At 55.0% G+C, this 20,619-nt stretch carries 18 protein-coding genes, 1 tRNA gene and 1 pseudogene; 5 read left to right on the top strand and 15 right to left on the bottom strand.

Annotation, left to right across the window (positions count from 1 at the left end; translation table 11 throughout):
- Positions 1-29 precede the first annotated feature (29 nt).
- On the bottom strand, positions 30-4,166 hold the full coding sequence (gene rpoB / locus ACFIO0_RS20395; protein ID WP_390912272.1) for a DNA-directed RNA polymerase subunit beta: 4,137 nt from the start codon (positions 4,164-4,166) through the stop codon (positions 30-32).
- A gap of 519 nt (positions 4,167-4,685) precedes the next feature.
- Between rpoB and ACFIO0_RS20390 the strand changes: the two are divergent.
- A pseudogene (locus tag ACFIO0_RS20390) lies at positions 4,686-4,922 on the top strand (barstar family protein); the annotation flags it as partial.
- A gap of 92 nt (positions 4,923-5,014) precedes the next feature.
- Here the strand turns inward: ACFIO0_RS20390 and rplL are convergent.
- From rplL to ACFIO0_RS20350, 8 genes are all read right to left on the bottom strand, one after another.
- Complete coding sequence (gene rplL / locus ACFIO0_RS20385; RefSeq protein WP_390912270.1) at positions 5,015-5,386, bottom strand: 50S ribosomal protein L7/L12; 372 nt, start codon at positions 5,384-5,386, stop codon at positions 5,015-5,017.
- A gap of 74 nt (positions 5,387-5,460) precedes the next feature.
- Entirely contained in the window at positions 5,461-5,976 is a 516-nt protein-coding gene (rplJ, locus tag ACFIO0_RS20380; RefSeq protein WP_390912268.1) for a 50S ribosomal protein L10, read from the bottom strand.
- Between the two features lie 381 nt (positions 5,977-6,357).
- The gene (gene rplA, locus ACFIO0_RS20375) at positions 6,358-7,059 is read right to left on the bottom strand and encodes a 50S ribosomal protein L1 (protein WP_390912266.1); all 702 of its coding nucleotides are present in this window, start codon (positions 7,057-7,059) and stop codon (positions 6,358-6,360) included.
- A gap of 1 nt (position 7,060) precedes the next feature.
- Entirely contained in the window at positions 7,061-7,486 is a 426-nt protein-coding gene (gene rplK, locus ACFIO0_RS20370; protein ID WP_390912265.1) for a 50S ribosomal protein L11, read from the bottom strand.
- A 233-nt stretch (positions 7,487-7,719) separates the two neighbouring features.
- Positions 7,720-8,913 carry an OmpA family protein gene (locus ACFIO0_RS20365; protein WP_390912263.1) on the bottom strand — a complete coding sequence of 398 codons (1,194 nt, stop codon included), beginning with the start codon at positions 8,911-8,913 and terminating at the stop codon, positions 7,720-7,722.
- Positions 8,914-9,265: 352 nt separating this feature from the next.
- Positions 9,266-9,799 (bottom strand): transcription termination/antitermination protein NusG, encoded by a 534-nt coding sequence (gene nusG / locus ACFIO0_RS20360; RefSeq protein ID WP_390912262.1) that lies wholly within the window; start codon positions 9,797-9,799, stop codon positions 9,266-9,268.
- Positions 9,800-9,999: 200 nt separating this feature from the next.
- Positions 10,000-10,197, bottom strand: a complete 198-nt coding sequence (gene secE, locus ACFIO0_RS20355; protein WP_390912260.1) for a preprotein translocase subunit SecE — start codon at positions 10,195-10,197, stop codon at positions 10,000-10,002.
- Positions 10,198-10,277: 80 nt separating this feature from the next.
- Entirely contained in the window at positions 10,278-10,877 is a 600-nt protein-coding gene (locus ACFIO0_RS20350; protein ID WP_390912258.1) for a hypothetical protein, read from the bottom strand.
- Between the two features lie 165 nt (positions 10,878-11,042).
- On the opposite strand from ACFIO0_RS20350, the gene ACFIO0_RS20345 reads away from it, so the two are divergent.
- The 4 genes from ACFIO0_RS20345 (at position 11,043) to ACFIO0_RS20330 (ending at position 15,427) form a co-directional block, all read left to right on the top strand.
- Entirely contained in the window at positions 11,043-11,936 is an 894-nt protein-coding gene (locus ACFIO0_RS20345) for a fatty acid desaturase (RefSeq protein ID WP_390912257.1), read from the top strand.
- Positions 11,937-11,998: 62 nt separating this feature from the next.
- The gene (locus ACFIO0_RS20340; RefSeq protein WP_390912255.1) at positions 11,999-13,483 is read left to right on the top strand and encodes an inorganic phosphate transporter; all 1,485 of its coding nucleotides are present in this window, start codon (positions 11,999-12,001) and stop codon (positions 13,481-13,483) included.
- Positions 13,484-13,570: 87 nt separating this feature from the next.
- Entirely contained in the window at positions 13,571-14,827 is a 1,257-nt protein-coding gene (locus ACFIO0_RS20335; protein WP_390912253.1) for a cation:proton antiporter, read from the top strand.
- Positions 14,828-14,980: 153 nt separating this feature from the next.
- Positions 14,981-15,427 carry a universal stress protein gene (locus ACFIO0_RS20330; RefSeq protein WP_390912251.1) on the top strand — a complete coding sequence of 149 codons (447 nt, stop codon included), beginning with the start codon at positions 14,981-14,983 and terminating at the stop codon, positions 15,425-15,427.
- 70 nt (positions 15,428-15,497) lie between these two features.
- Here the strand turns inward: ACFIO0_RS20330 and ACFIO0_RS20325 are convergent.
- The 6 genes from ACFIO0_RS20325 to tuf form a co-directional block, all read right to left on the bottom strand.
- Positions 15,498-15,573, bottom strand: a tRNA-Trp gene (locus ACFIO0_RS20325).
- A gap of 57 nt (positions 15,574-15,630) precedes the next feature.
- The gene (locus ACFIO0_RS20320) at positions 15,631-16,872 is read right to left on the bottom strand and encodes a CoA transferase (RefSeq protein ID WP_390912250.1); all 1,242 of its coding nucleotides are present in this window, start codon (positions 16,870-16,872) and stop codon (positions 15,631-15,633) included.
- Positions 16,869-17,717: a MaoC family dehydratase N-terminal domain-containing protein gene (locus tag ACFIO0_RS20315; protein ID WP_390912249.1), complete on the bottom strand. Its 849-nt coding sequence runs from the start codon at positions 17,715-17,717 to the stop codon at positions 16,869-16,871. The genes ACFIO0_RS20320 and ACFIO0_RS20315 overlap by 4 nt, the downstream gene beginning before the upstream one ends.
- Before the next feature lie 230 nt (positions 17,718-17,947).
- Positions 17,948-18,613, bottom strand: a complete 666-nt coding sequence (locus tag ACFIO0_RS20310) for a CatB-related O-acetyltransferase (protein WP_390912248.1) — start codon at positions 18,611-18,613, stop codon at positions 17,948-17,950.
- 52 nt (positions 18,614-18,665) lie between these two features.
- Positions 18,666-19,202 (bottom strand): hypothetical protein, encoded by a 537-nt coding sequence (locus ACFIO0_RS20305; protein ID WP_390912247.1) that lies wholly within the window; start codon positions 19,200-19,202, stop codon positions 18,666-18,668.
- A gap of 210 nt (positions 19,203-19,412) precedes the next feature.
- Positions 19,413-20,588: an elongation factor Tu gene (gene tuf / locus ACFIO0_RS20300; RefSeq protein ID WP_390912246.1), complete on the bottom strand. Its 1,176-nt coding sequence runs from the start codon at positions 20,586-20,588 to the stop codon at positions 19,413-19,415.
- Between the last annotated feature and the right edge of the window lie 31 nt (positions 20,589-20,619).

The following is a 20,619-nucleotide window of genomic DNA, read 5'->3' as shown; positions in this document are numbered from 1 at the left end:
AAGGCGGGGGTGTCCCCCGCCTCGATCCGTTATTCGTCTTCCTCAGCGTCCAGGAGTTCCATGTTCAGGCCGAGGCCCCGGACTTCTTTGACCAGAACGTTGAAGGATTCCGGCACGCCGGCTTCAAAGTTGTCCTCGCCTTTGACGATGCTTTCGTAGACTTTCGTCCGTCCAGCAACATCATCCGATTTCACGGTCAGCATTTCCTGCAGGGTGTAGGCCGCGCCGTACGCTTCAAGCGCCCAGACTTCCATTTCCCCAAAGCGCTGACCACCAAATTGCGCTTTACCGCCCAATGGCTGCTGGGTGACCAGCGAGTATGGACCAGTTGAACGCGCGTGGATTTTGTCGTCCACAAGGTGGTGCAGTTTCAGCAGGTATTTGACGCCCACGGTGACCTGACGCGAGAATTTCTCGCCTGTGCGGCCATCGTACAAGTCTGATTGACCAGAGGTGCTAAAGCCCGCACGTTTCAGCGCATCGTTCACGTCTGCTTCTTTCGCGCCGTCAAAGACTGGCGTCGCGATCGGCACACCGCGTGTGACGTTGCCAGCCGCATCAACCAGCTCGTCTTCGTCCATGCCAGCGATGCCTTCTTGATAGACATCGTCGCCATAGGCCAAAGACATTGCTTCGCGCACAGGTGTCAAATCGCCAGAGCGTTTGTACTCTTGCAAAGCCTCGTCCACGTTCAAACCCAGACCGCGTGCGGCCCAACCCATGTGTGTTTCGAGGATCTGACCAACGTTCATACGTGACGGAACGCCAAGTGGGTTCAGACAGAAGTCGACAGGTGTACCATCCTCAAGGAACGGCATGTCTTCCATCGGTACAACCTTGGAAATAACACCTTTGTTCCCGTGACGGCCAGCCATTTTGTCGCCCGGTTGCAGCTTGCGCTTTACCGCGATGAACACTTTGACCATCTTCATGACGCCCGGCGGTAGGTCATCTCCACGACGGACTTTCTCGACTTTGTCCTCAAAGCGGGCATCCAAAGCGCGCTTTTGCACTTCGTATTGCTCGTTCAGGGCCTCGACGATCTGTGCTGCGTCTTCGTCTTTCAACGCGATCTGCCACCAAGCAGAGCGTGGGAACGCTTCTAGCATTTCTGCGTCGACCAACGCACCCGCGCGGACGCCTTTTGGCCCCTTTGCGACTTCGTTGCCTGTCATCAGATCCGACAAACGCGCATAGATGTTGCGATCAAGGATCGCCATTTCATCGTCGCGGTCACGGGCCAGACGTTCGACTTCTTCACGCTCGATTTGCAGCGCACGTTCGTCTTTTTCAACGCCGTGGCGGTTGAACACACGAACCTCAACAACAGTCCCGAAATCACCCGGTTTCACACGCAACGATGTGTCACGCACGTCAGAGGCTTTTTCACCAAAGATGGCGCGCAGAAGCTTTTCTTCTGGTGTCATCGGGCTTTCGCCTTTTGGTGTGATCTTGCCGACCAGAATGTCACCCGGTTCAACGTCCGCGCCGATGTAAACGATGCCTGCCTCGTCGAGGTTGCGCAGCGCTTCTTCACCGACGTTTGGAATGTCGCGAGTGATTTCTTCTGGACCCAGTTTCGTGTCACGTGCCGCCACTTCGAATTCTTCGATGTGGATGGATGTGAACACGTCGTCACGCGAAACGCGCTCAGAGATCAGGATCGAGTCTTCGTAGTTGTAACCGTTCCAAGGCATAAACGCGACAACCACGTTTTTACCCAAGGCCAATTCACCCATGTCGGTCGATGGACCATCAGCAATAACCTGACCTTTGGTCACGCGTTCGCCAACTTTCACCAACGGACGCTGGTTGATGCAGGTGTTTTGGTTGGAGCGTTGGAATTTACGCATGCGGTAGATGTCTACGCCCGCGTCGCCCAGTTCCAGGTCTTCGGTCGCACGCACAACGATACGTGTGGCATCAACTTGGTCGATGATGCCTGCGCGTTTCGCCATGTAAGCCGCACCGGAATCCCGTGCCACAACTTCTTCGATGCCGGTCCCGACCAGAGGCGCTTCGGCCTGCAGCAAAGGAACCGCCTGACGTTGCATGTTCGAACCCATCAAGGCCCGGTTCGCATCGTCGTTTTCGAGGAACGGGATCAAAGACGCCGCAACAGATACCAACTGCTTTGGTGAAACATCGATCAGATCGACATTTTCAGACGGTGCCAGCGTGTAATCACCAGACTGGCGCGTGCTGACCAGATCGTTTTGGAAACGACCGTTTTCGTCGAGTTGCGCGTTGGCCTGAGCCACAGTGTGACGCATTTCTTCGGTCGCGGACATGTATTGAACGTCATCCGTCACAACGCGGTTTTCGACGCGGCGGTACGGTGTTTCAATAAAGCCGTATTTGTTCACGCGGGCAAACGTGGCCAGCGAGTTGATCAGACCAATGTTCGGACCCTCGGGCGTTTCAATCGGACACATCCGACCGTAGTGCGTTGGGTGAACGTCACGGACTTCAAAACCGGCACGTTCGCGTGTCAAACCACCTGGTCCAAGCGCGGACAGGCGGCGCTTGTGCGTAACCTCAGAGAGCGGGTTGGTTTGGTCCATGAATTGCGACAGCTGGCTAGAGCCGAAGAATTCGCGTACCGCAGCAGCCGCCGGTTTGGCGTTGATCAAGTCTTGCGGCATGACCGTGTCGATCTCGACAGACGACATACGCTCTTTGATCGCGCGCTCCATGCGCAACAAACCAACGCGGTACTGGTTTTCCATCAGCTCGCCAACGGAACGCACACGACGGTTGCCCAAGTGGTCAATATCGTCGATGTCGCCGCGCCCGTCGCGTAGGTGAACCAGCGCCTTGATGCAGGCCACGATGTCTTCGCGGTCCAGCGTGCGCTGCGTGTCTTCTTTGTCCAAAGCCAAGCGCATGTTCATTTTCACACGACCAACAGCCGACAGATCATAGCGTTCGCCATCAAAGAACAACGTGTCGAACAGGTTCGACGCCGCATCAACGGTGGGTGGCTCGCCCGGACGCATCACGCGGTAGATATCCATGAGCGCGGTTTCGCGGTTCATGTTTTTATCCATCGCAAGGGTGTTGCGCATGTACGGACCGACGTTGATGTTGTCGATATCCAGAACTGGGATGTCCGTGATGCCGGCTTCGATCAGCTCTTTTGCTGTGCCGCCGATCAGATCGCCGTCTTTGTCGTATTCCAGTGTCAACTCGTCACCAGCTTCGACGTAAATCGCACCGGTTTCTTCGTTGATGATGTCTTTGGACACGAATTTGCCAACGATGTGATCGAATGGGACCAGCAGGTTTTGAACCGTGCCTTCGTCGATCAATTTCTTGACGGCGCGTGGGGTTACTTTCTTGCCAGCTTCGGCAATCACTTCACCGGTGGCGGCGTCAACCAAATCATAGGTCGGGCGCGTGCCACGGACACGATCAGGGAAGAACGGGGCGACCCAGCCTTTGTTCTTTTGATGTGTGTAGGTGACGGTGTCGTAATAGGCGTCCATCATCGATTCTTGGTCAAGACCAAGGGCATACAACAATGTCGTTACCGGCAGTTTGCGGCGACGGTCAATGCGGCAGAATACGATGTCTTTGGCGTCAAATTCAAAGTCCAACCAAGAGCCGCGGTATGGGATGATGCGGCAAGCAAACAACAGTTTGCCCGAAGAGTGGCTTTTGCCTTTGTCGTGGTCAAAGAACACACCAGGCGAGCGGTGCATTTGCGAAACGATCACGCGCTCGGTACCGTTTACAACAAACGTGCCGTTTGGTGTCATCAAAGGCATATCGCCCATGAACACGTCTTGTTCTTTGATGTCTTTGACGGATTTTGCGCCTGTGTCTTCATCTACATCAAACACGATCAAACGCAGCGTCACCTTAAGCGGCGCGCTGTACGTCATGTCGCGTTGCTGACATTCTTCTACGTCATATTTGGGCTTTTCCAGCTCATACTTGACGTATTCCAGAACGGATGTTTCGTTGAAGTCTTTGATAGGAAAGACGGATTGGAACACACCTGTAATGCCTTCGCCGTCGGTCGGCGTGGTGGCATCACCAGAGTTCAGGAACAGATCATACGATGATTTCTGTACCTCGATAAGGTTCGGCATTTCCAGCACTTCGCGGATTTTGCCATAATATTTACGTAGACGTTTCTGACCAAGGAACGATTGCGCCATAAGACTAGGTCACCTTTCAGTTTTCTCAATTGAGACAGTCACCGTCGGGCCACGGTGCCTATCCCTACGAGACAGCGATAGAGAGGCCTATTCTTGCCACACGTCCCAATGTGTGGCTCCCGACCTCTCCTGCCTTGGAAAATGCCCGCGATTTCGGGGACTTACCAAGACAGGTGTCGCACAATGCTTTGCCGTTCCCTGCGTGACGTTGTGGGTGTCAGAGGGTTATTTACGGCTCCATTATGCGCGACAGAAAAAACGGGTTTCGAATCAATCGAACCCGCGTGAAGTTGCTAAATAAGTCGTGAACGTGGCGAACGCAAGGGGGGATCAGATCAGATTGGTGGCCTAGCGTGGTTTGCGCTGTGATAAGGGAGTGTCGCAAAGATGGGTGGGGTCGGTCAATAGGTTTGGGTGAACGGCGGTTTTGAGCCCATAGTAACCGCGCCAAACGTATGCGATGCTTGCGTGATGAAGCGAATTGCTATCGACATATCAAGCTGAAAAACCGTTGATGATTTTTACGGTATTTTGCTTTCATCGCTCGATGCGCCGGATTGGCACGGACGAAACTTGGATGCTCTATGGGACAGCGTCACAAGCGATATCAACAACGTTATGCCACCTTATTCCATCGATTTGTCAGTAGGCACCAATCTGCCAACAAGCGTCGCTGCTTTGGTGCCTCGTGTCAAAGCCCTCTTCGACGTAGCACGCGAGCAAGAACATATCGAAGTTGAATTCAAGGTCCGCTAATCCGCGAACCAGGCGTTAGACACCAACCCCACAAACAAAAACGGCGACCCTTGCGGACCGCCGTTTCCATAATGCCATAAAGGCGAAGTGGCTTAGGCCAGTTCGACTTCTGCGCCAGCTGCTTCCAGCTTGGCTTTAACGTCTTCTGCTTCAGCTTTATCAACGCCTTCTTTGATTTTGCCGCCAGCTTCAACCAAGTCTTTGGCTTCTTTCAGGCCCAGGCCTGTGATGCCGCGAACTTCTTTGATCACGTTGATTTTGGATGCGCCGGCGTTCTTCAGAACGACGTCGAATTCAGTTTTTTCCTCTTCATCGGCACCGCCGTCTGCAGGGCCCGCCATCATGACTGCGCCACCGGCTGCAGGCTCGATGCCGTACTCGTCTTTGAGGATAGTTTTCAGTTCTTGTGCTTCAAGCAGTGTAAGACCAACGATGTCTTCTGCCATTTTTTTCAGATCAGCCATGTTTTAGCTCTTTCCGTTAACGATATGTGTGTTCCAACGTCGGCATATTCACCAGACGCCAGTTTGACGATTGCTTAAGCTGCCGCCTTGTCCTCAACAGTGGACAAGATGGATGCAATGTTGCTTGCAGGTGCGCCAATGGCCCCAGCGATGTTGCTTGCAGGTGCGCCCAGCATGCCGGCGATTGTCGCGATAAGTTCGTCGCGCGACGGCATTTTGGAAACAGCTGTAACACCAGCCCGGTCCAACGCGTTCTCACCCATTGCCCCACCAAGAATCACGAAGTTATCGTTTTCTTTGGCAAAGTCTTCGGCCACTTTGGCAGCTGCCACGGGGTCCTCAGAATAGGTTAGAACGGTCATGCCCGTTAGGAAGTCAGCAATGCTTGCGCATGGCTTTCCGTCTAGGGCGATCTTGGCGAGCCTGTTTTTGGCAACACGAACAGCAGACCCTGCTTCGGACGCTTTCGCGCGCAAAGACTGCATGTCAGCAACTGTCAGACCGGCGTAGTGGCTTACCACAACAACGCCAGAGCTTTCAAAGATTTGGCCGAGTTCGTCGACCAATTGTTCTTTTTGTGCTCTATCCACAGTTTCACTCCAATTTTGGGGAAGTATCCCCGGCTCAGTTCAGCCAGAGTCTCGTGAGAAACCCTGACAGTCGGGTCCTTACGGGTCCGCCCAAGATCGCAGCGAGGCCCATTCAGGCGCTCGAGTAAATCTGGTTTTTCCCATCTCAGGCAGGCTTTATAGAAACAAGATTTTGTCCTGTCTCAACCCACCGTCTCGGACGAAGTATCAGATCACACGACAGAATCGCGCGACCAGACGAGGCGTGGTTTAGTCCCAAAGCCGCAGTTGGGCAAGAGGCGATGCACGAATAACTGTACGACCGTCATCAGAACGCCGCTCCAAAACAAAAAAGGCGCCCCCGCAAGAGCGCCTCTTTCCAAAATCTTACAGCAGAAAAGCTTATGCTTCGCCGGTCGCGCTTTCGATGTTGATCGAAACACCTGGGCCCATGGAAGAGCTGATGACGATCTTTTTCATGTACGCGCCTTTGGACCCGGCTGGGCGTGCTTTAGCAACCGCATCGATGAACGAGCGAACGTTTTCGATCAGCTTGGCTTCGTCGAATGACGCTTTGCCGATACCTGCGTGTACAACACCGGCCTTCTCGACCTTAAACTGTACTTCGCCGCCTTTGGCCGCTTTGACCGCATCGGCCACGTCCATTGTTACCGTGCCCACTTTTGGGTTTGGCATCAGGTTACGTGGACCCAGAACTTTACCCAGACGACCAACGATTGGCATCATGTCTGGTGTTGCAATGCAGCGATCAAATTCGATTTTGCCGGATTGCACAGTTTCCATCAGGTCTTCTGCGCCGACAATGTCCGCACCAGCCGCTGTTGCTTCGTCAGCTTTTGGGCCGCGGGCAAAAACAGCAACGCGCATTGTTTTGCCAGTGCCGTTTGGCAGGCCAACAACACCACGAACCATTTGGTCCGCGTGACGTGGGTCAACGCCCAGGTTCATTGCGATTTCGATTGTTTCGTCAAATTTCGCAGTTGCGTTGGCTTTCACCAGTGCCACAGCATCTTCGACGGTCAGATTGTTTTTGCCAACAAATGCTTCGCGGGCGGCGGTTGTACGTTTACCTAGTTTTGCCATCTTACTTAACCTCAATGCCCATAGAACGGGCCGAGCCCATGATGATCTTCATCGCCGCTTCGATATCGTTGGCGTTCAGATCGGCCATTTTGGCTTCTGCGATTTCGCGAATCTGTTTCACAGTCACGGAACCGACAACGTCACGGGACGGGTTGGTCGCGCCAGATTTCACTTTGGCAGCTTTCTTGAGGAAGTAGGACGCAGGTGGCGTCTTGATTTCCATCGTGAAAGACTTGTCTTGGTAATAGCTGATCACGGTTGGGCAAGGCGCACCTGGCTCCAGGTCTGCAGTTTTGGCGTTAAACGCTTTGCAGAATTCCATGATGTTAATGCCGCGTTGACCCAATGCTGGGCCTACGGGTGGGGATGGGTTTGCTTGACCAGCTGCAACTTGCAACTTCATCGACCCGACGAGCTTCTTGGCCATGAGCCATTTCCTTTCTCAACTCCGACACATCGCGTTGCGCCAGATTTATGTGATGTGGTTCGGTTGTCGCAACGCGTTGCGCTTTCCTCCCACAGGGACAGTCACACGGATGCGACCATCGCGGCGGATACACCGAAGCCTGAAACAATTCAAGACGTGGTTTTAGACAAAAAAAATGAGGCGCTTGCGCGCCCCATTTTATGAGCTTCTTTTAAGAGTCTGCTCGACAGGTCTTAACTCGGCTCTTGTATGACGTCGAAATCGACGCGGCTATTGCTCAGTTGTGGTTGCCCTTCCACCCCGACAGAGCGGGACGGTGCTGCAATAATCACTTGGTTCGAGGCGATGCCCTGCCCGACCAGGATCGACATCAACGCCTTGGCGCGCAGGATGCCGGTGTTAAAGTCTTCGTTCGCCCAAGTTTCGTCCGTGTGCTGGCCAATGATGCGCAAGCGGGCTTGCGGGCAGGCCGATGCTTGTTTTGCCAGTTGCAGGACCGTGTCCAAATCAGCCGCAGGGGCCGCGATGGAGCGTGGCGAATAGTACAGTTTGGTGTTCTGAACGGCTTTTTCCAAACGCGCGACACAAGATGGTGTGAACGTCGATTGCGTCGAGGCCGTTGTGAATGATGCGTTGGTTTGCAAATCCACAACCGAGAATTCAACGCGGCGATCGTAGTATGCCCGCGTCTTTGAGCCCGTTGCGGTCGATGGCTGACGATCGCCAAACCCTTGCGGCACAAACGACGAGGTATCGATGCCAGATGCGCTGATCCGTTGGATCACCAATTCGGCGCGTTTTTGGCTAAGGCGCAGGTTCACAGCCGGATCACCAGATGGATCAGAGTGGCCAGTGACCAGAATGCCAACGCCTTTGCAGCCTTGCATCACTGTGCCGATCAAACGGGCTTGTGACAGGCCGGCTTCTTCGGCAGTCAGACCACCGCTTGGGAAATAAACACGCGCTTGCGCCGCCAAAGCCCGCAGATCGTCTTTGCACGAATTCGCAGCGTTCAGGCTGGCTTGCGCGTCTTTAAAGAACGCGGCCGGATTGCTTTCGAAGGACGCAACCTGTTGTGTCGGTTGCGGCTGACCCAACAATTGCCCCTGCACGGCACCCAAGGTCGCAACGGCAGTCGGTTGCGTGTCCGTGAATGTCGGTTGGTTTTGCGAAGTGATTGGCGATGTCAGGCTGGTCCCGATGCCTGTGTCCGCGCGCGCGACAACTTGATCTTGCGATGCTTGTGCGACAACACCATTTCCAACCAAAGGCGCGGCAGCAGCCTGTACGGGTTGAACCTGTTCAATGACAGTCTCTGGTGCGGCTTGCGTTCTTAACCCTCGGTCGAAATATCCTGAAGCAGCAAATACAATCGCGGCAGACGGTGCGATCCAAGGTAAATTTTCCTTGAAAAATCTTAATGACATCGTTTTTGACCCCCTAAAAACGGCTCGAATTCTTTAGATCAACAGCAATATATCGTGTTGAATTGTCGCAATTGAAGCATATTTAGGGGAGCCGTCAACATGTGCGTTTGACTTTTCTTGCGTTCAAATTACCCGCAGAGAATCGCCATGGTTGCAGCCGCCTAGCTAAACTATTGGAAAGACTCATTTCCTTTTGAATCAAGGGCGTGCCAACTGCGTCCGCCCTGGGACATATTTTTTTTTGGCCCTGACGCCGATTAGCGTAAATCACAAAAAAACACGCCCGAAAGGCGTGTTCTTGAATTACATTTAGCGAAAATAGCGTTGGTGGACACGCGGCCCACCGCAGATATTACATCTGTTTGGTGACTTGAGTGAATTCCAGCTCGACCGGAGTTTCGCGACCAAAGATCGATACCGTCACCTTGAGGCGCTGGTTCTCTTCGTCCACTTCTTCCACCATACCGTCGAAATCCTCGAACGGACCGTCGTTGACCTTAACTTTTTCACCTGTTTCAAAGTGAATAAGCGTACGCGGGCTGTCTTCGCCTTCTTGTACACGGTTCAGGATCTGGTTCACTTCGGCATCGCGCATCGGCATCGGGCGACCTTGCGGACCCAAGAAACCTGTGACGCGGTTGATCGAGTTGATCAGGTGATAGCCACGGTCAGACATTTCCATGTGCACCAGAACATAGCCTGGCATGAACCGGCGTTCGTTCGTAACTTTTTTGCCACGACGGACTTCAATCACTTCTTCGGTCGGGACCAGAACTTCGTCGATCTCGTCCTCCAGACCTTGCTCGGCGACTGACGTCCGGATTGTTTCAGCAATTTTCTTTTCGAAGTTCGAAAGAACGCTGACCGAATACCACCGTTTCGCCATGTGCTGTCTGCCCTTGTCTGCGGGTCACGTGGCAAACGCCCGCAACCGAATTCAAAATTTCCCCACGGTGATCACCGTGGGATCCCCATATGAACCACTGCGCACATCTCGAATCGACGCACGCCTTCACACTGGGTAGAGCCGCCATTTACCCGCCAAACCGTTTCGGTTCAAGGCCCTTAGCGTAATAACGGAGGGGTTTAGCCGAAGATTTCGAGAACCTGGCGCAACCCGCCGCGGATCAAAATATCGACTGTAGCGAAAAAGATCGCTGTCAGCGCGGCCATGATAAAGACCATGACGGTGGTCAACACGACTTCGCGGCGTGTCGGCCAAACAACTTTGGACACCTCAGAGCGAACTTGCTGAATGAACTGAAGTGGATTGGTGATTGCCATGGTGATGCCCTATCGCGCTGCGTTGAAAGGCCATGTAACCGTGGTTTCAGGCAAATTCAAGGCCACATTGCGCGTGATGCTTAGGCCCGAGCGCTGGATTGCATGCGCGCCAGTCGTTCGGACATGACCGCGGCGTGATGTTCATCGGCTTTGGTCTGTGCCTGAAAGTCGGGCAAGTAAAGCCCGTCCACGGATCCATCCGGGAACCGGTCCAACAACGCGTCCCAGCGCAAGGCGAACGTGTCCATACGTTTGGCAAGGCGCGCAGCCCGCGTCGGGGCGATATTGGCGAACCGCGTAAAACAGCGCATCGCAACCCCCCAGACCGCATCGCCGCCAAACACAGCGAATGCGCCGCCGATAATGAACAGGGCGACAATTGCGCCGATCACAAACACATGCGGGCGCAAAATAACCAGCAGCGCCACGACACCCCAAAACACCATTTTGCGCGATGGACGAAACGCGATACCGCGCACCTGTTCCACCAAGGATAGCTTGGCATCGGCTGGTGCTTCTGCCGCGACTGCGGCCGTTGGCAGTGGGTCAATTGTGGACCGGATCCGCGGTTCCTGTTCAATCTTGGGGACTGGGGCCGCAACCTCAGCAGGTTCGGTCAAAACGGAGCGGATGGCGGACAACGTTTTGTCGTCATCCAAGGTGGCAGCTTGGGCGCTCATGGCAGTACTCATTCATAAATCGTAAACACAAGGTGCACAGCAGACGTGCGCCCTTTCACCGACACAATCCCACGTAAATGTGCCAACCGCGTGCCAGAACTGTGGCAAATCCGTGGCAACATCGAAATTTCTAACGTATGAATTTTGAGACCCTAAAGGACGAATATGGATCACCGCAGTTTTCTAAAATCGCTCACGCCAGAGCTACGCAATGATCTGAATGCCAAATCTGATGTCATCGGGTTGATGCATCTGGCCGCACATTGGGGGCTGATTGCGCTGATTGGAACGTTGATTGTCTGGCAAGTTCCGGGGTGGCCAGTTTTGATGTTGATCCAAGGCATTCTGTTGGTGTTCTTGTTCACCTTGTTGCACGAAACCTGCCATTTGACGCCGTTTGCAACACCGATGTTGAACCGCATTGTCGGTGCCGTCTGTGGGTGCGTTCTGGTGCTTCCGTCCAACTGGTTTCGGTATTTCCACTTCGCACACCACCGCTACACGCAGGTTCAAGGCAAAGACCCCGAACTGGCCTTTCCAAAGCCCGAAACATGGGGCCAGTACATCACCCATGTTTCAGGCCTGCCGACCTATGCCAGCCATTTCAAAACCTTGGTGCACAATGCGCGCGGGCACTGTGACGACGATTTCGTCCCGACCGCCAAGCTGGCAACAGTGCGCAAAGAGGCGCAGGTTCTGATCGGAATTTATGCCTTGATTGCGCTGGTCAGTGTATCGGGCGGGTTTTGGCAGGTGCTGTACATCTGGATCATTCCGATGCTGCTCGGTCAGCCATTCCTGCGTCTGTACCTGATGGCAGAGCATGGGCGCTGCCCACTGGTGGCCGACATGTTTGCCAACACACGGACCACATTCACGTCTTTCGTCATTCGTAAACTGGCGTGGAACATGCCCTATCACGCAGAACATCACGCCAGCCCGACCGTCCCGTTTCATCGACTTCAGGACCTACATGCGATGGTTATGCCACACCTGAAGGTCACAGAGCACGGTTACAGCCGGTTTCACTGGAAGATGATAACACGGCACTTGCGGTAATTGAGCCATTCGAAAAAGTCTGCTAATCGCGATTCAAATGAATTTGTCGTTTGGGGGGGACTATGTCCAATAACGATTTCGAAGCGGGCAATCTAGAGACGCTCGACCGTGACCTTGGGCGCCTGTCCAATCTGGAAATAGCAACGGCCTATGCTGCGCGCCCCATGGTTGGGCCGGGTATATCGCTGGTGTTCATCGTGCTGGCCAGCCTCTTGGCGGCGGTGTTTTTCGGGCAATCCAGCAACACGCTGGTTGTGATCGTTGCCGCCGGGATCGGGGCCTACATGGCGCTGAACATCGGGGCCAACGATGTCGCCAACAACATGGGCCCCGCCGTTGGGGCCGGTGCACTGTCGATGGGCAGCGCGATCGCGATTGCCGTGGTGTTTGAAAGCGCTGGCGCACTGATTGCCGGCGGCGACGTGGTCAAAACCATCGCCAAAGGCATCATCGCACCAGACAGCCTGCCAACGGCCCAAGTGTTTATCTGGGCGATGCTCGCAGCACTTTTGTCAGCGGCCCTTTGGGTGAACCTTGCCACGTGGGTCGGCGCACCTGTGTCCACGACCCACTCGGTTGTGGGGGGCGTAATGGGCGCGGGCATCGCGGCTGCCGGCTTCGCGGCCGTAAACTGGCCGACAATGACCAAGATCGCAGCCAGCTGGGTGATCTCGCCTGTGTTGGGCGGTGCCGTGGCGGCCGCGTTTTTGTGGTTCATCAAAGCCCGCATCATCTATCAGCCTGACAAGATCGCTGCAGCCCGCAAATGGGTGCCGGTTCTAGTCGGCATCATGGCTGGCGCATTCGCCAGCTACCTCGCCTTGAAGGGCCTGAAGAAGATCATCAAGATCGACATCACGACGTCCCTGATGATCGGTGCGGCCATTGGCATCGCGATCTGGGCCATCATGATCCCGGTGATCAAGAAACAATCCGAAGGGCTAGAGAACCGCAACAAATCGCTCAAGATTTTATTTGGAATTCCACTGGTTGTTTCGGCCGCATTGCTGTGCTTTGCGCATGGGGCCAACGATGTGGCGAACGCGGTCGGACCACTTGCTGCCATCGTCCAAGCCTCGCAATCGGGTGATTTCACGCATGCTATTTCGATCCCGCTATGGGTCATGGTGATCGGCGCGCTTGGCATCTCGTTCGGTCTGTTCCTGTTTGGCCCAAAACTGATCCGCATGGTCGGCAGCCAGATCACCAAACTGAACCCGATGCGCGCCTATTGCGTTGCCTTGTCAGCCGCGATCACCGTGATTGTCGCCAGTTGGCTGGGCCTGCCTGTCAGCTCGACCCACATTGCTGTGGGTGGCGTCTTTGGTGTCGGGTTCTTTCGCGAATGGGATGCAACACGCCGCATGAAAAAGGCGCGCATTGATGTGCCTACCTTGCCAGAGCAACCAACCGAAGAACGCCGTCGTCGCAAACTGGTGCGCCGCTCGCACTTTCTGACGATCATTGCGGCCTGGGTCATCACGGTGCCTGCCGCCGCACTGCTGTCTGCGGCGATCTTTACAGTGATCAGCCTGATCTCCGGCTAGATACGCAAACGAAAATGGTCATGCGCTGCACAATGGCGGCGCATGACAAACGGTGGTAAGGATTACAAAAATCCAGACTGGACCATCATGTCACTTCTTCAAATCGCGTCGCTTTTGATCGTTCTTGCCGGAGCGTTCGGCGCCATCAATTACCTGTTTCTCAAACTGCCATCAGCCATCGGCATCCTCGTGGTCGCGCTGATTGCGTCCTTTGCAGTGATTGCCACTGACGCGCTGTTCCCTGCCCTAACGGTCGAAGAAAACATCCGCGCGCAGGTGCTGGAACTGGAATTTTCCGAAGCATTGCTAGAAGGCATGTTGGGCCTGCTGCTGTTTGCCGGTGCCTTGCACGTCAAATTGTCTGACCTGCGCAAGGCGTGGCTGGTCATTCTGCTGATGGCGACGATCGGCGTTGGGTTATCGACCACCATCGTCGGCTTTGGGTTTCATTGGCTAACCGGCATGCCGATCATGATCGCGCTGGTCTTTGGCGCGCTGATTTCCCCGACCGATCCTGTGGCCGTTCTGGGCGTGCTGCGTCAGGCCGATTTGCAAAAATCGCTGGAAACCAAGATCGCGGGCGAAAGCCTGTTTAACGACGGCGTCGGCTACGTGGTGTTCCTTGTGCTTGTCGGTCTCGCCTTTCCAACGGGCGACGATCACCACGCCGCGGGCTTGGGTGACGCCGCAAAGCTGTTCTTCCAAGAAGCCCTCGGTGGTGCCATTTTGGGCATCGTCCTTGGCTGGCTGACCTTCCGCGTCATGCGCCGCATCGATGACTTTTCGCTCGAGGTGCTGATCACGCTGGGGCTCGCCTTTGGTGGCTACGAGCTGGCCGTGTTCCTGCACGTCTCGGCCCCGATCATGGCGGTCTGCGCAGGCCTGCTGATCGGCGACATTGGCGCGCGTCATGGCATGTCCGAAGAAACCCGCAAATACGTCGAAGCCTTCTGGAAACTCGTCGATGAAATTCTAAACGCAGTGCTGTTCCTGATGATCGGCTTTGAGGTGTTTGCCGTCGCCTTTGATTTCGATTTGCTGGTCACCGGCTGCATGGCGATCGCACTGGCGCTGTTTGCCCGATTGGTCGCCGTGTCCGTGCCGGTGTTGATGCTGAAACCGTTCCGCGATTTCAGCGATGGCGTGATCCCGATCATGACCTGGGGCGGCTTGAAGGGCGGCATTTCCGTCGCACTGGCCTTGTCGCTGCCCGAGGGTGACTGGAAGCCACTGATCCTGACCTCGACCTACATCGTCGTCGTCTTTTCAATCATCGTTCAGGGGCTCACCGTGACACGTCTGGCCGAACGTGTCGGACGCGCACCGGAACTGCCAGACGGCTAGAGCTTTGGGATACGCCCCCTAGCGATCGCGGGTCAGACGTAAACAGCCAGCTGGCAATACCGAACGCAGAGGTATTGAAACTTGATGCAAATCAAGGCCGAAACGCTGCGCCCCGGTATCATTTGTCTTTTCTAATCCTTGGAAGGACACCAAATGTTCAAAAAGATTGTCGTCGGCATTGATGGTTCGGAACTGTCGGAAAACGCGCTGCGCCTGGCCTGCGATCTGGCTGGGAAATACGATTCAGAGCTGTACCTTGTTCACACGCCCCAACCGCACACGGTTGCATTTGCGATGGGTGCGGTCGCGGGCTACCACGCGGTGACCACGATGCCGTCACATCTAGAGGTTCAGGAAGCCTGCGAAAAAGTCTTGAACTCTGGCCGTGAAATAGCCAAAGAGTTCGGCCGCGACATCACCAAAACCCACACGGGCGACGGTGATCCGGCAAAACAGATCATCGCCTGCGCCGAGCAATGCGGCGCTGATTTGATTGTCACAGGGCGGCGCGGTCTGGGCAGTGTCGGGGCATTGGTGCAAGGCAGCACATCCCAAAACTTGAATCACTGGGCGAAATGCGCCTGTCTGTCGGTCGCATAGCGTTGATGTCAATGACAGGCAGATCGATCACACCTTGGTACACTGGGGTACATTGGCGGATCAGAAATCGTGGCAGGGGCACACAGACTCGAACTGTGGGCCTACGGTTTTGGAGACCGTCGCTCTACCAACTGAGCTATACCCCTACGCGAGGTGTGATCTACGCGCCGAACGGGCAGTTTGCAAGAGACAAAATCACATGTTTAGGCAGCACCGCGTCTTGCCGACCACGCCGGGCTTTCCACCACACCACTGTCAAACAGTTGCGCAATTTCCACATCCGGCAAACCGACAACATCGCCAAGGATTTCTTCTGTGTGCAAACCCAATGCAGGTGCAGCTTTGGGCGGTTGACGGTCATACGCAGAAAACTGGATCGGGCAGGATGGGACAGGAAACGTACCAAGGCCCGGTTGGACAACATCCCGAAACATCGGGTTGGCCGTGCTTAGATCTGCATCCTCAGCCAATGCTTGGCGGGTTGTGCGAAATTCTGACCACGTCAAACCCGCGGTGTCGAAATCAGCGGCGAAATCAGCAACCGCGCGCGCAGCGAACCACGGTTCGAGGATCGCTGTGATGTCGTGACGCAAGCGCCAGCGCACGCCTTCGTTCATCAGGTTTACGTTGTGTTCTTGCGCCAGACGCGCCATCGCATCTTTGGTGTCTGTCACTTTGACAATGCCTCGCCATTGGCGATCCGTAAGACCGATGATCATGACGCGGCGACCGTCCGCACACACAAAATCCTGCCCGTATGCGCCATACAACGCGTTGCCTGATTTACCGCGATCGTCGCTGTTGATCGACGCATCCCCTATCATTCCCAGGTGCCCCAACGTGGCCGCAGCAACGTCCTTGAGCGCAAGTTCTACATCTTGGCCCGCGCCATGCCGCAAGCGGTGCCGTTCTGCGCCTAGCAGCGCCGAAACACACAAGTTTCCAGCAACCAAATCCCAAGCAGGCAGGGCATTGGCGACGGGATCGGCGCTGCCCTCGGCCCCAGTGATGTGCGGAATACCCAACGCTGGGTTCACCGTGTAGTCGACCTGTGGGCGGCCATGGCGATCGCCCGTTAACGTCACTTGGATCAAGTCCTTGCGGTGTTGGCTCAGCGTTTCGTAATCCATCCAGCCGCGCACCCGAAGGTTGGTTAGAAACAGCCCTGCCTCCTCGCCCGGTGCGGTGATCACTTGGGTGATCAGGTCGCGCCCACGTTCGGTTTTCATATCCACAGCAATGGATTTCTTGCCTTTGTTCATGCCCGCCCAAAACAGGCTTTGACCGGATGGGGCGACAGGCCAGCGCCCATAGTCCAAGCCACCACCGATGCGATCAAAACGGATCACCTCTGCGCCCATTTGCGCCAGGGTCATCCCCGCCAAAGGCACGGCGACAAAGGCCGATCCTTCAACCACGCGCATGCCGCTGAGCAGTCCGCTCATACGGTTTCCTCCCACATGGCGGTGGCTTGCATGCACTGGTGCGTGTCTGTGCCGGTCACCAACGACAGACCGCCTGCGTCTTCTTCGGTTGCCGCAATCTGCAAGGGCGCTCCTGCAAAGGCAGGATGCACACCGCGAAAATCAAAATGATCAGGCGTGCGGCCACGGTGCTTAACGGCTTCTTGCATCAGCAACGTCGCTTGCAACGGGCCATGCACCACCAGCCCCGGATAATTCTCGACCTCTTGCGCATACGGCAGATCGTAATGGATTCGATGCGCGTTGAAGGTCAGAGCAGAATAGCGAAACAACAGCGTTTCCGGCATGTCCACTGTCCGGTTCAGAACCGGATCACGCGGCATGTCACGCTTGCGCGGTGGCGAAAATTCCTGCGGGATTTCAAGATACACGATGTCTTGGCGTTCACTGATTGCCAGACCTTTTTCACCGTAGATCGCGTGGTCCACCGTGACAAAAACCATCGGCCCACTGGCCCCCGATTTTTCGGTAATAGACCGAATGGAAGATCGCGCCTCTAGCAGTTCGCCGACACGCAACGGTGCGCCAAAACGCAGCGATCCACCGGCCCACATCCGACGATCCAGAAGCACAGGCGGCAAGAACCCACCAAGGCCCGGATGCCCGTCTTTGGACAGCTCTGACATAGGCGTGCTCATCGGAAATGCGCACCAATGCCACAAGGCAGGCAGCGGTTCGCACTGAGTCGGAGCCAGTGTGCGCGCATTGCCCAGCGTCGCATGAAGCTGAGCGGCCTGCGCCTGAGAAACACACCCTGAGCGCGTCTGTGAGCGGCCTTCCCATGCGGATAGGTTTACTTGGTCCATATCATCAGCTCCTGCAATCATCTGGACTTTAAAATTGCAGAGGATTCCAATTTTATCAAGCAATTTTAATGACTTAGCGGAATACCGTCGTATACCGAACAAGGATTTTGCATATGCAGCATAGAATGCCAGCTTTGATTTCTCACAGAAAATTCACCTTTACCGTGCAGTCGCAGCAAAGCAAAATGGGCGAAAGAAAAACCGCAGGGTGGTCCGGTTTGGTCCAAGAATTAGGGGTGAATGGATTTGCCAACGTCGAGCAACGCCTGCACATCACGCCCGACAATCAGGGCTTCGTGCTGCGTCAAAACCTCACGTGGCCAATGCCACCATGCCAGTGCATTCAAGTTGGCAATCGTGTCAGGATCAAAGCGCATTCGCAGCACCTTTGCCGGGTTCCCGACCACCACGGCATAATCAGGTACCACACCGCCAACGACAGCCCCCGCACCGACGATCACACCATTCCCCAACTGCGCGCCAGGCAAAATCGTGCAGCTGTCAGACAGCCAACAATCATGCCCGATCACGACATCCCGCCCTTTGGGAAAACTTTCGCTGTACGCACCGATCCGGTCCGCTTCAAAAATCGGAAACGGATAGGTGGAAAAGCCAGTCATCGCGTGATTGGCCCCAGTCGTGATAATCCGGGTGCCGTGGGCAATTTGGCAAAACTTGCCGATACGAATGCAATCCTTGGCCCCTTCGAACAGATACGGCGCAAGGCGGGCTGCGTAATCTGCCGGATCCTGCGCTGGCTCGAACGTGCTGAAATATGTGTAATCGCCGACGTGGATATTTGGATGGCGCAAGGCGTTCGCCAGAAATACCGTTCCCGCGTATGATGACCCGTCTGGCAATGTCACTGGATACAGGGTCTCAGGCGGTGGTAACATGTGTTAGTCCTGTGAGAGCTCTAGGGCGACCACCTTAGGCAGGATTATCCTGTCACTGGCGCGCCATAAACGCGGTGATCTCTTTTTGTGGCACCCCGTTGCTGACCCGTCGAAACAACAAATCCAATCCGCCATCACGAAGAGTCCGGTGATATTCTTGTAATTCGTAGTCACCCATTTCATTGATAAAAAGGGAAAAAACAGAGAACGTGTCGCCCTCAAACCGCGACCAAATGAAAGGCTCGCCTTTCAGCGGATCCAGCGGAACTTGTTTGCCAAACATATTTGTTTTCATCGCAGAGCCAAAGATATGATCCCGTTGGCTCGGTACAAATTCGACTTTGTACGTGCTTTTCTTGACGTCCCCATCAGCTTGGTAAGAAATCGACGTCCAACTCAGGTTGAAACCATCATCGGTCAACTCAATTGACGCTTTTAGATCGCGACCCTTGGTTTCGCCGTCCAAAACGGTTTCGGCCTGGCCAACGTAAGTGCCCGCAAAACGGTCAGCATCTGCTGCCAAGACAAGGTTCGGCAACAGCAGAAACAGGGAAAATACGACGGCGGGAATGGTTAGGAATGCTCTCATGAAGCGAGCTTATCGCAATCAAAAGCTAATGTCAGTGGCTTTGGGTCAAACAGGTGTGATGTTTCAGCAAAGCAAAAGGCCGCAGCGGTGTGCTGCGGCCTTTTGTATTTCATAACAACCTGTGTTCCGACCCTTGCTCTCGTGACCTTTTCCTCAAGAGGGAAAAGCCACTGCCACAAGGCGTCGCACCGGTAACAACGCTAGGCGTTGTTACTCAGTGATTTTGGACACCACGCCGGCACCGACTGTGCGGCCACCTTCGCGGATCGCAAAGCGCAGGCCTTGCTCCATGGCGACTGGAGCGATCAGTTCAACGTCGAACTTCAAGTTGTCGCCCGGCATTACCATTTCCGTGCCTTCTGGAAGCTGAACTGTGCCCGTTACGTCCGTTGTGCGGAAGTAAAACTGTGGACGGTAGTTCGCGAAGAATGGCGTGTGACGGCCACCTTCTTCTTTGCTCAAGATGTACGCTTCGGCTTCGAATTTCGTGTGTGGCTTAACCGAACCCGGCTTGCACAAAACTTGACCGCGCTCAACGCCTTCACGGTCAACACCGCGCAACAATGCACCAATGTTGTCGCCCGCTTGGCCGGAATCGAGCAGCTTGCGGAACATTTCTACGCCCGTGCAAGTTGTCTTTTTCGTGTCACGAATACCAACGATTTCAATCTCTTCGCCAACGTTGATCACGCCGCGCTCAACGCGACCAGTCACAACCGTACCACGACCAGAGATCGAGAATACATCTTCGACCGGCATCAGGAACGGCTGGTCAACAGCGCGCTCTGGTGTCGGGATGTAATCGTCAACCGCGGCCATCAAAGCGCGGATCGAGTTTTCGCCAATCGCTTCATCGCGACCTTCCATGGCTGCCAAAGCAGAACCAGGAATGACCGGAATGTCGTCGCCAGGATATTCGTATTTGCTGAGCAACTCACGGATTTCCATTTCAACCAATTCCAACAACTCTTCGTCGTCAACTTGGTCAACTTTGTTCATGTAAACAACCATGTGCGGGATGCCAACTTGGCGACCCAACAAGATGTGCTCACGCGTTTGTGGCATCGGGCCGTCAGCCGCGTTCACAACCAGGATCGCGCCGTCCATTTGGGCAGCACCGGTGATCATGTTTTTCACGTAGTCCGCGTGGCCAGGGCAATCAACGTGGGCGTAGTGACGGTTTTCCGTCTCATACTCAACGTGTGCGGTAGAGATCGTGATCCCACGCGCTTTTTCTTCGGGCGCGCCGTCAATCTGGTCATACGCTTGGAAATCGCCAAAATACTTGGTGATCGCCGCCGTCAGCGTCGTTTTACCGTGGTCAACGTGGCCAATCGTGCCGATGTTAACGTGCGGTTTATTACGTTCAAACTTTTCCTTAGCCATGATGCAGGCGCCCTTTGATTGAGGGACCGCA

It is taken from the genome of Pseudosulfitobacter sp. SM2401, from assembly GCF_042932805.1.
In the GTDB taxonomy this organism is placed as follows: domain Bacteria; phylum Pseudomonadota; class Alphaproteobacteria; order Rhodobacterales; family Rhodobacteraceae; genus Ascidiaceihabitans.
This window is presented reverse-complemented; position numbering and strand designations above follow the sequence as displayed.

Coding starts and splice junctions, on each gene's coding strand:
- ACFIO0_RS20315 (WP_390912249.1), bottom strand. CDS start 17,717: ATGGACCAAGTAAACCTATCCGCATGGGAAGGCCGCTCACAGACGCGC.
- rpoB (WP_390912272.1), bottom strand. CDS start 4,166: ATGGCGCAATCGTTCCTTGGTCAGAAACGTCTACGTAAATATTATGGC.
- ACFIO0_RS20340 (WP_390912255.1), top strand. CDS start 11,999: ATGTCCAATAACGATTTCGAAGCGGGCAATCTAGAGACGCTCGACCGT.
- ACFIO0_RS20330 (WP_390912251.1), top strand. CDS start 14,981: ATGTTCAAAAAGATTGTCGTCGGCATTGATGGTTCGGAACTGTCGGAA.
- ACFIO0_RS20305 (WP_390912247.1), bottom strand. CDS start 19,202: ATGAGAGCATTCCTAACCATTCCCGCCGTCGTATTTTCCCTGTTTCTG.
- rplA (WP_390912266.1), bottom strand. CDS start 7,059: ATGGCAAAACTAGGTAAACGTACAACCGCCGCCCGCGAAGCATTTGTT.
- rplL (WP_390912270.1), bottom strand. CDS start 5,386: ATGGCTGATCTGAAAAAAATGGCAGAAGACATCGTTGGTCTTACACTG.
- ACFIO0_RS20365 (WP_390912263.1), bottom strand. CDS start 8,913: ATGTCATTAAGATTTTTCAAGGAAAATTTACCTTGGATCGCACCGTCT.
- rplK (WP_390912265.1), bottom strand. CDS start 7,486: ATGGCCAAGAAGCTCGTCGGGTCGATGAAGTTGCAAGTTGCAGCTGGT.
- ACFIO0_RS20320 (WP_390912250.1), bottom strand. CDS start 16,872: ATGAGCGGACTGCTCAGCGGCATGCGCGTGGTTGAAGGATCGGCCTTT.
- secE (WP_390912260.1), bottom strand. CDS start 10,197: ATGGCAATCACCAATCCACTTCAGTTCATTCAGCAAGTTCGCTCTGAG.
- ACFIO0_RS20310 (WP_390912248.1), bottom strand. CDS start 18,613: ATGTTACCACCGCCTGAGACCCTGTATCCAGTGACATTGCCAGACGGG.
- ACFIO0_RS20345 (WP_390912257.1), top strand. CDS start 11,043: ATGGATCACCGCAGTTTTCTAAAATCGCTCACGCCAGAGCTACGCAAT.
- tuf (WP_390912246.1), bottom strand. CDS start 20,588: ATGGCTAAGGAAAAGTTTGAACGTAATAAACCGCACGTTAACATCGGC.
- ACFIO0_RS20350 (WP_390912258.1), bottom strand. CDS start 10,877: ATGAGCGCCCAAGCTGCCACCTTGGATGACGACAAAACGTTGTCCGCC.
- ACFIO0_RS20335 (WP_390912253.1), top strand. CDS start 13,571: ATGTCACTTCTTCAAATCGCGTCGCTTTTGATCGTTCTTGCCGGAGCG.
- nusG (WP_390912262.1), bottom strand. CDS start 9,799: ATGGCGAAACGGTGGTATTCGGTCAGCGTTCTTTCGAACTTCGAAAAG.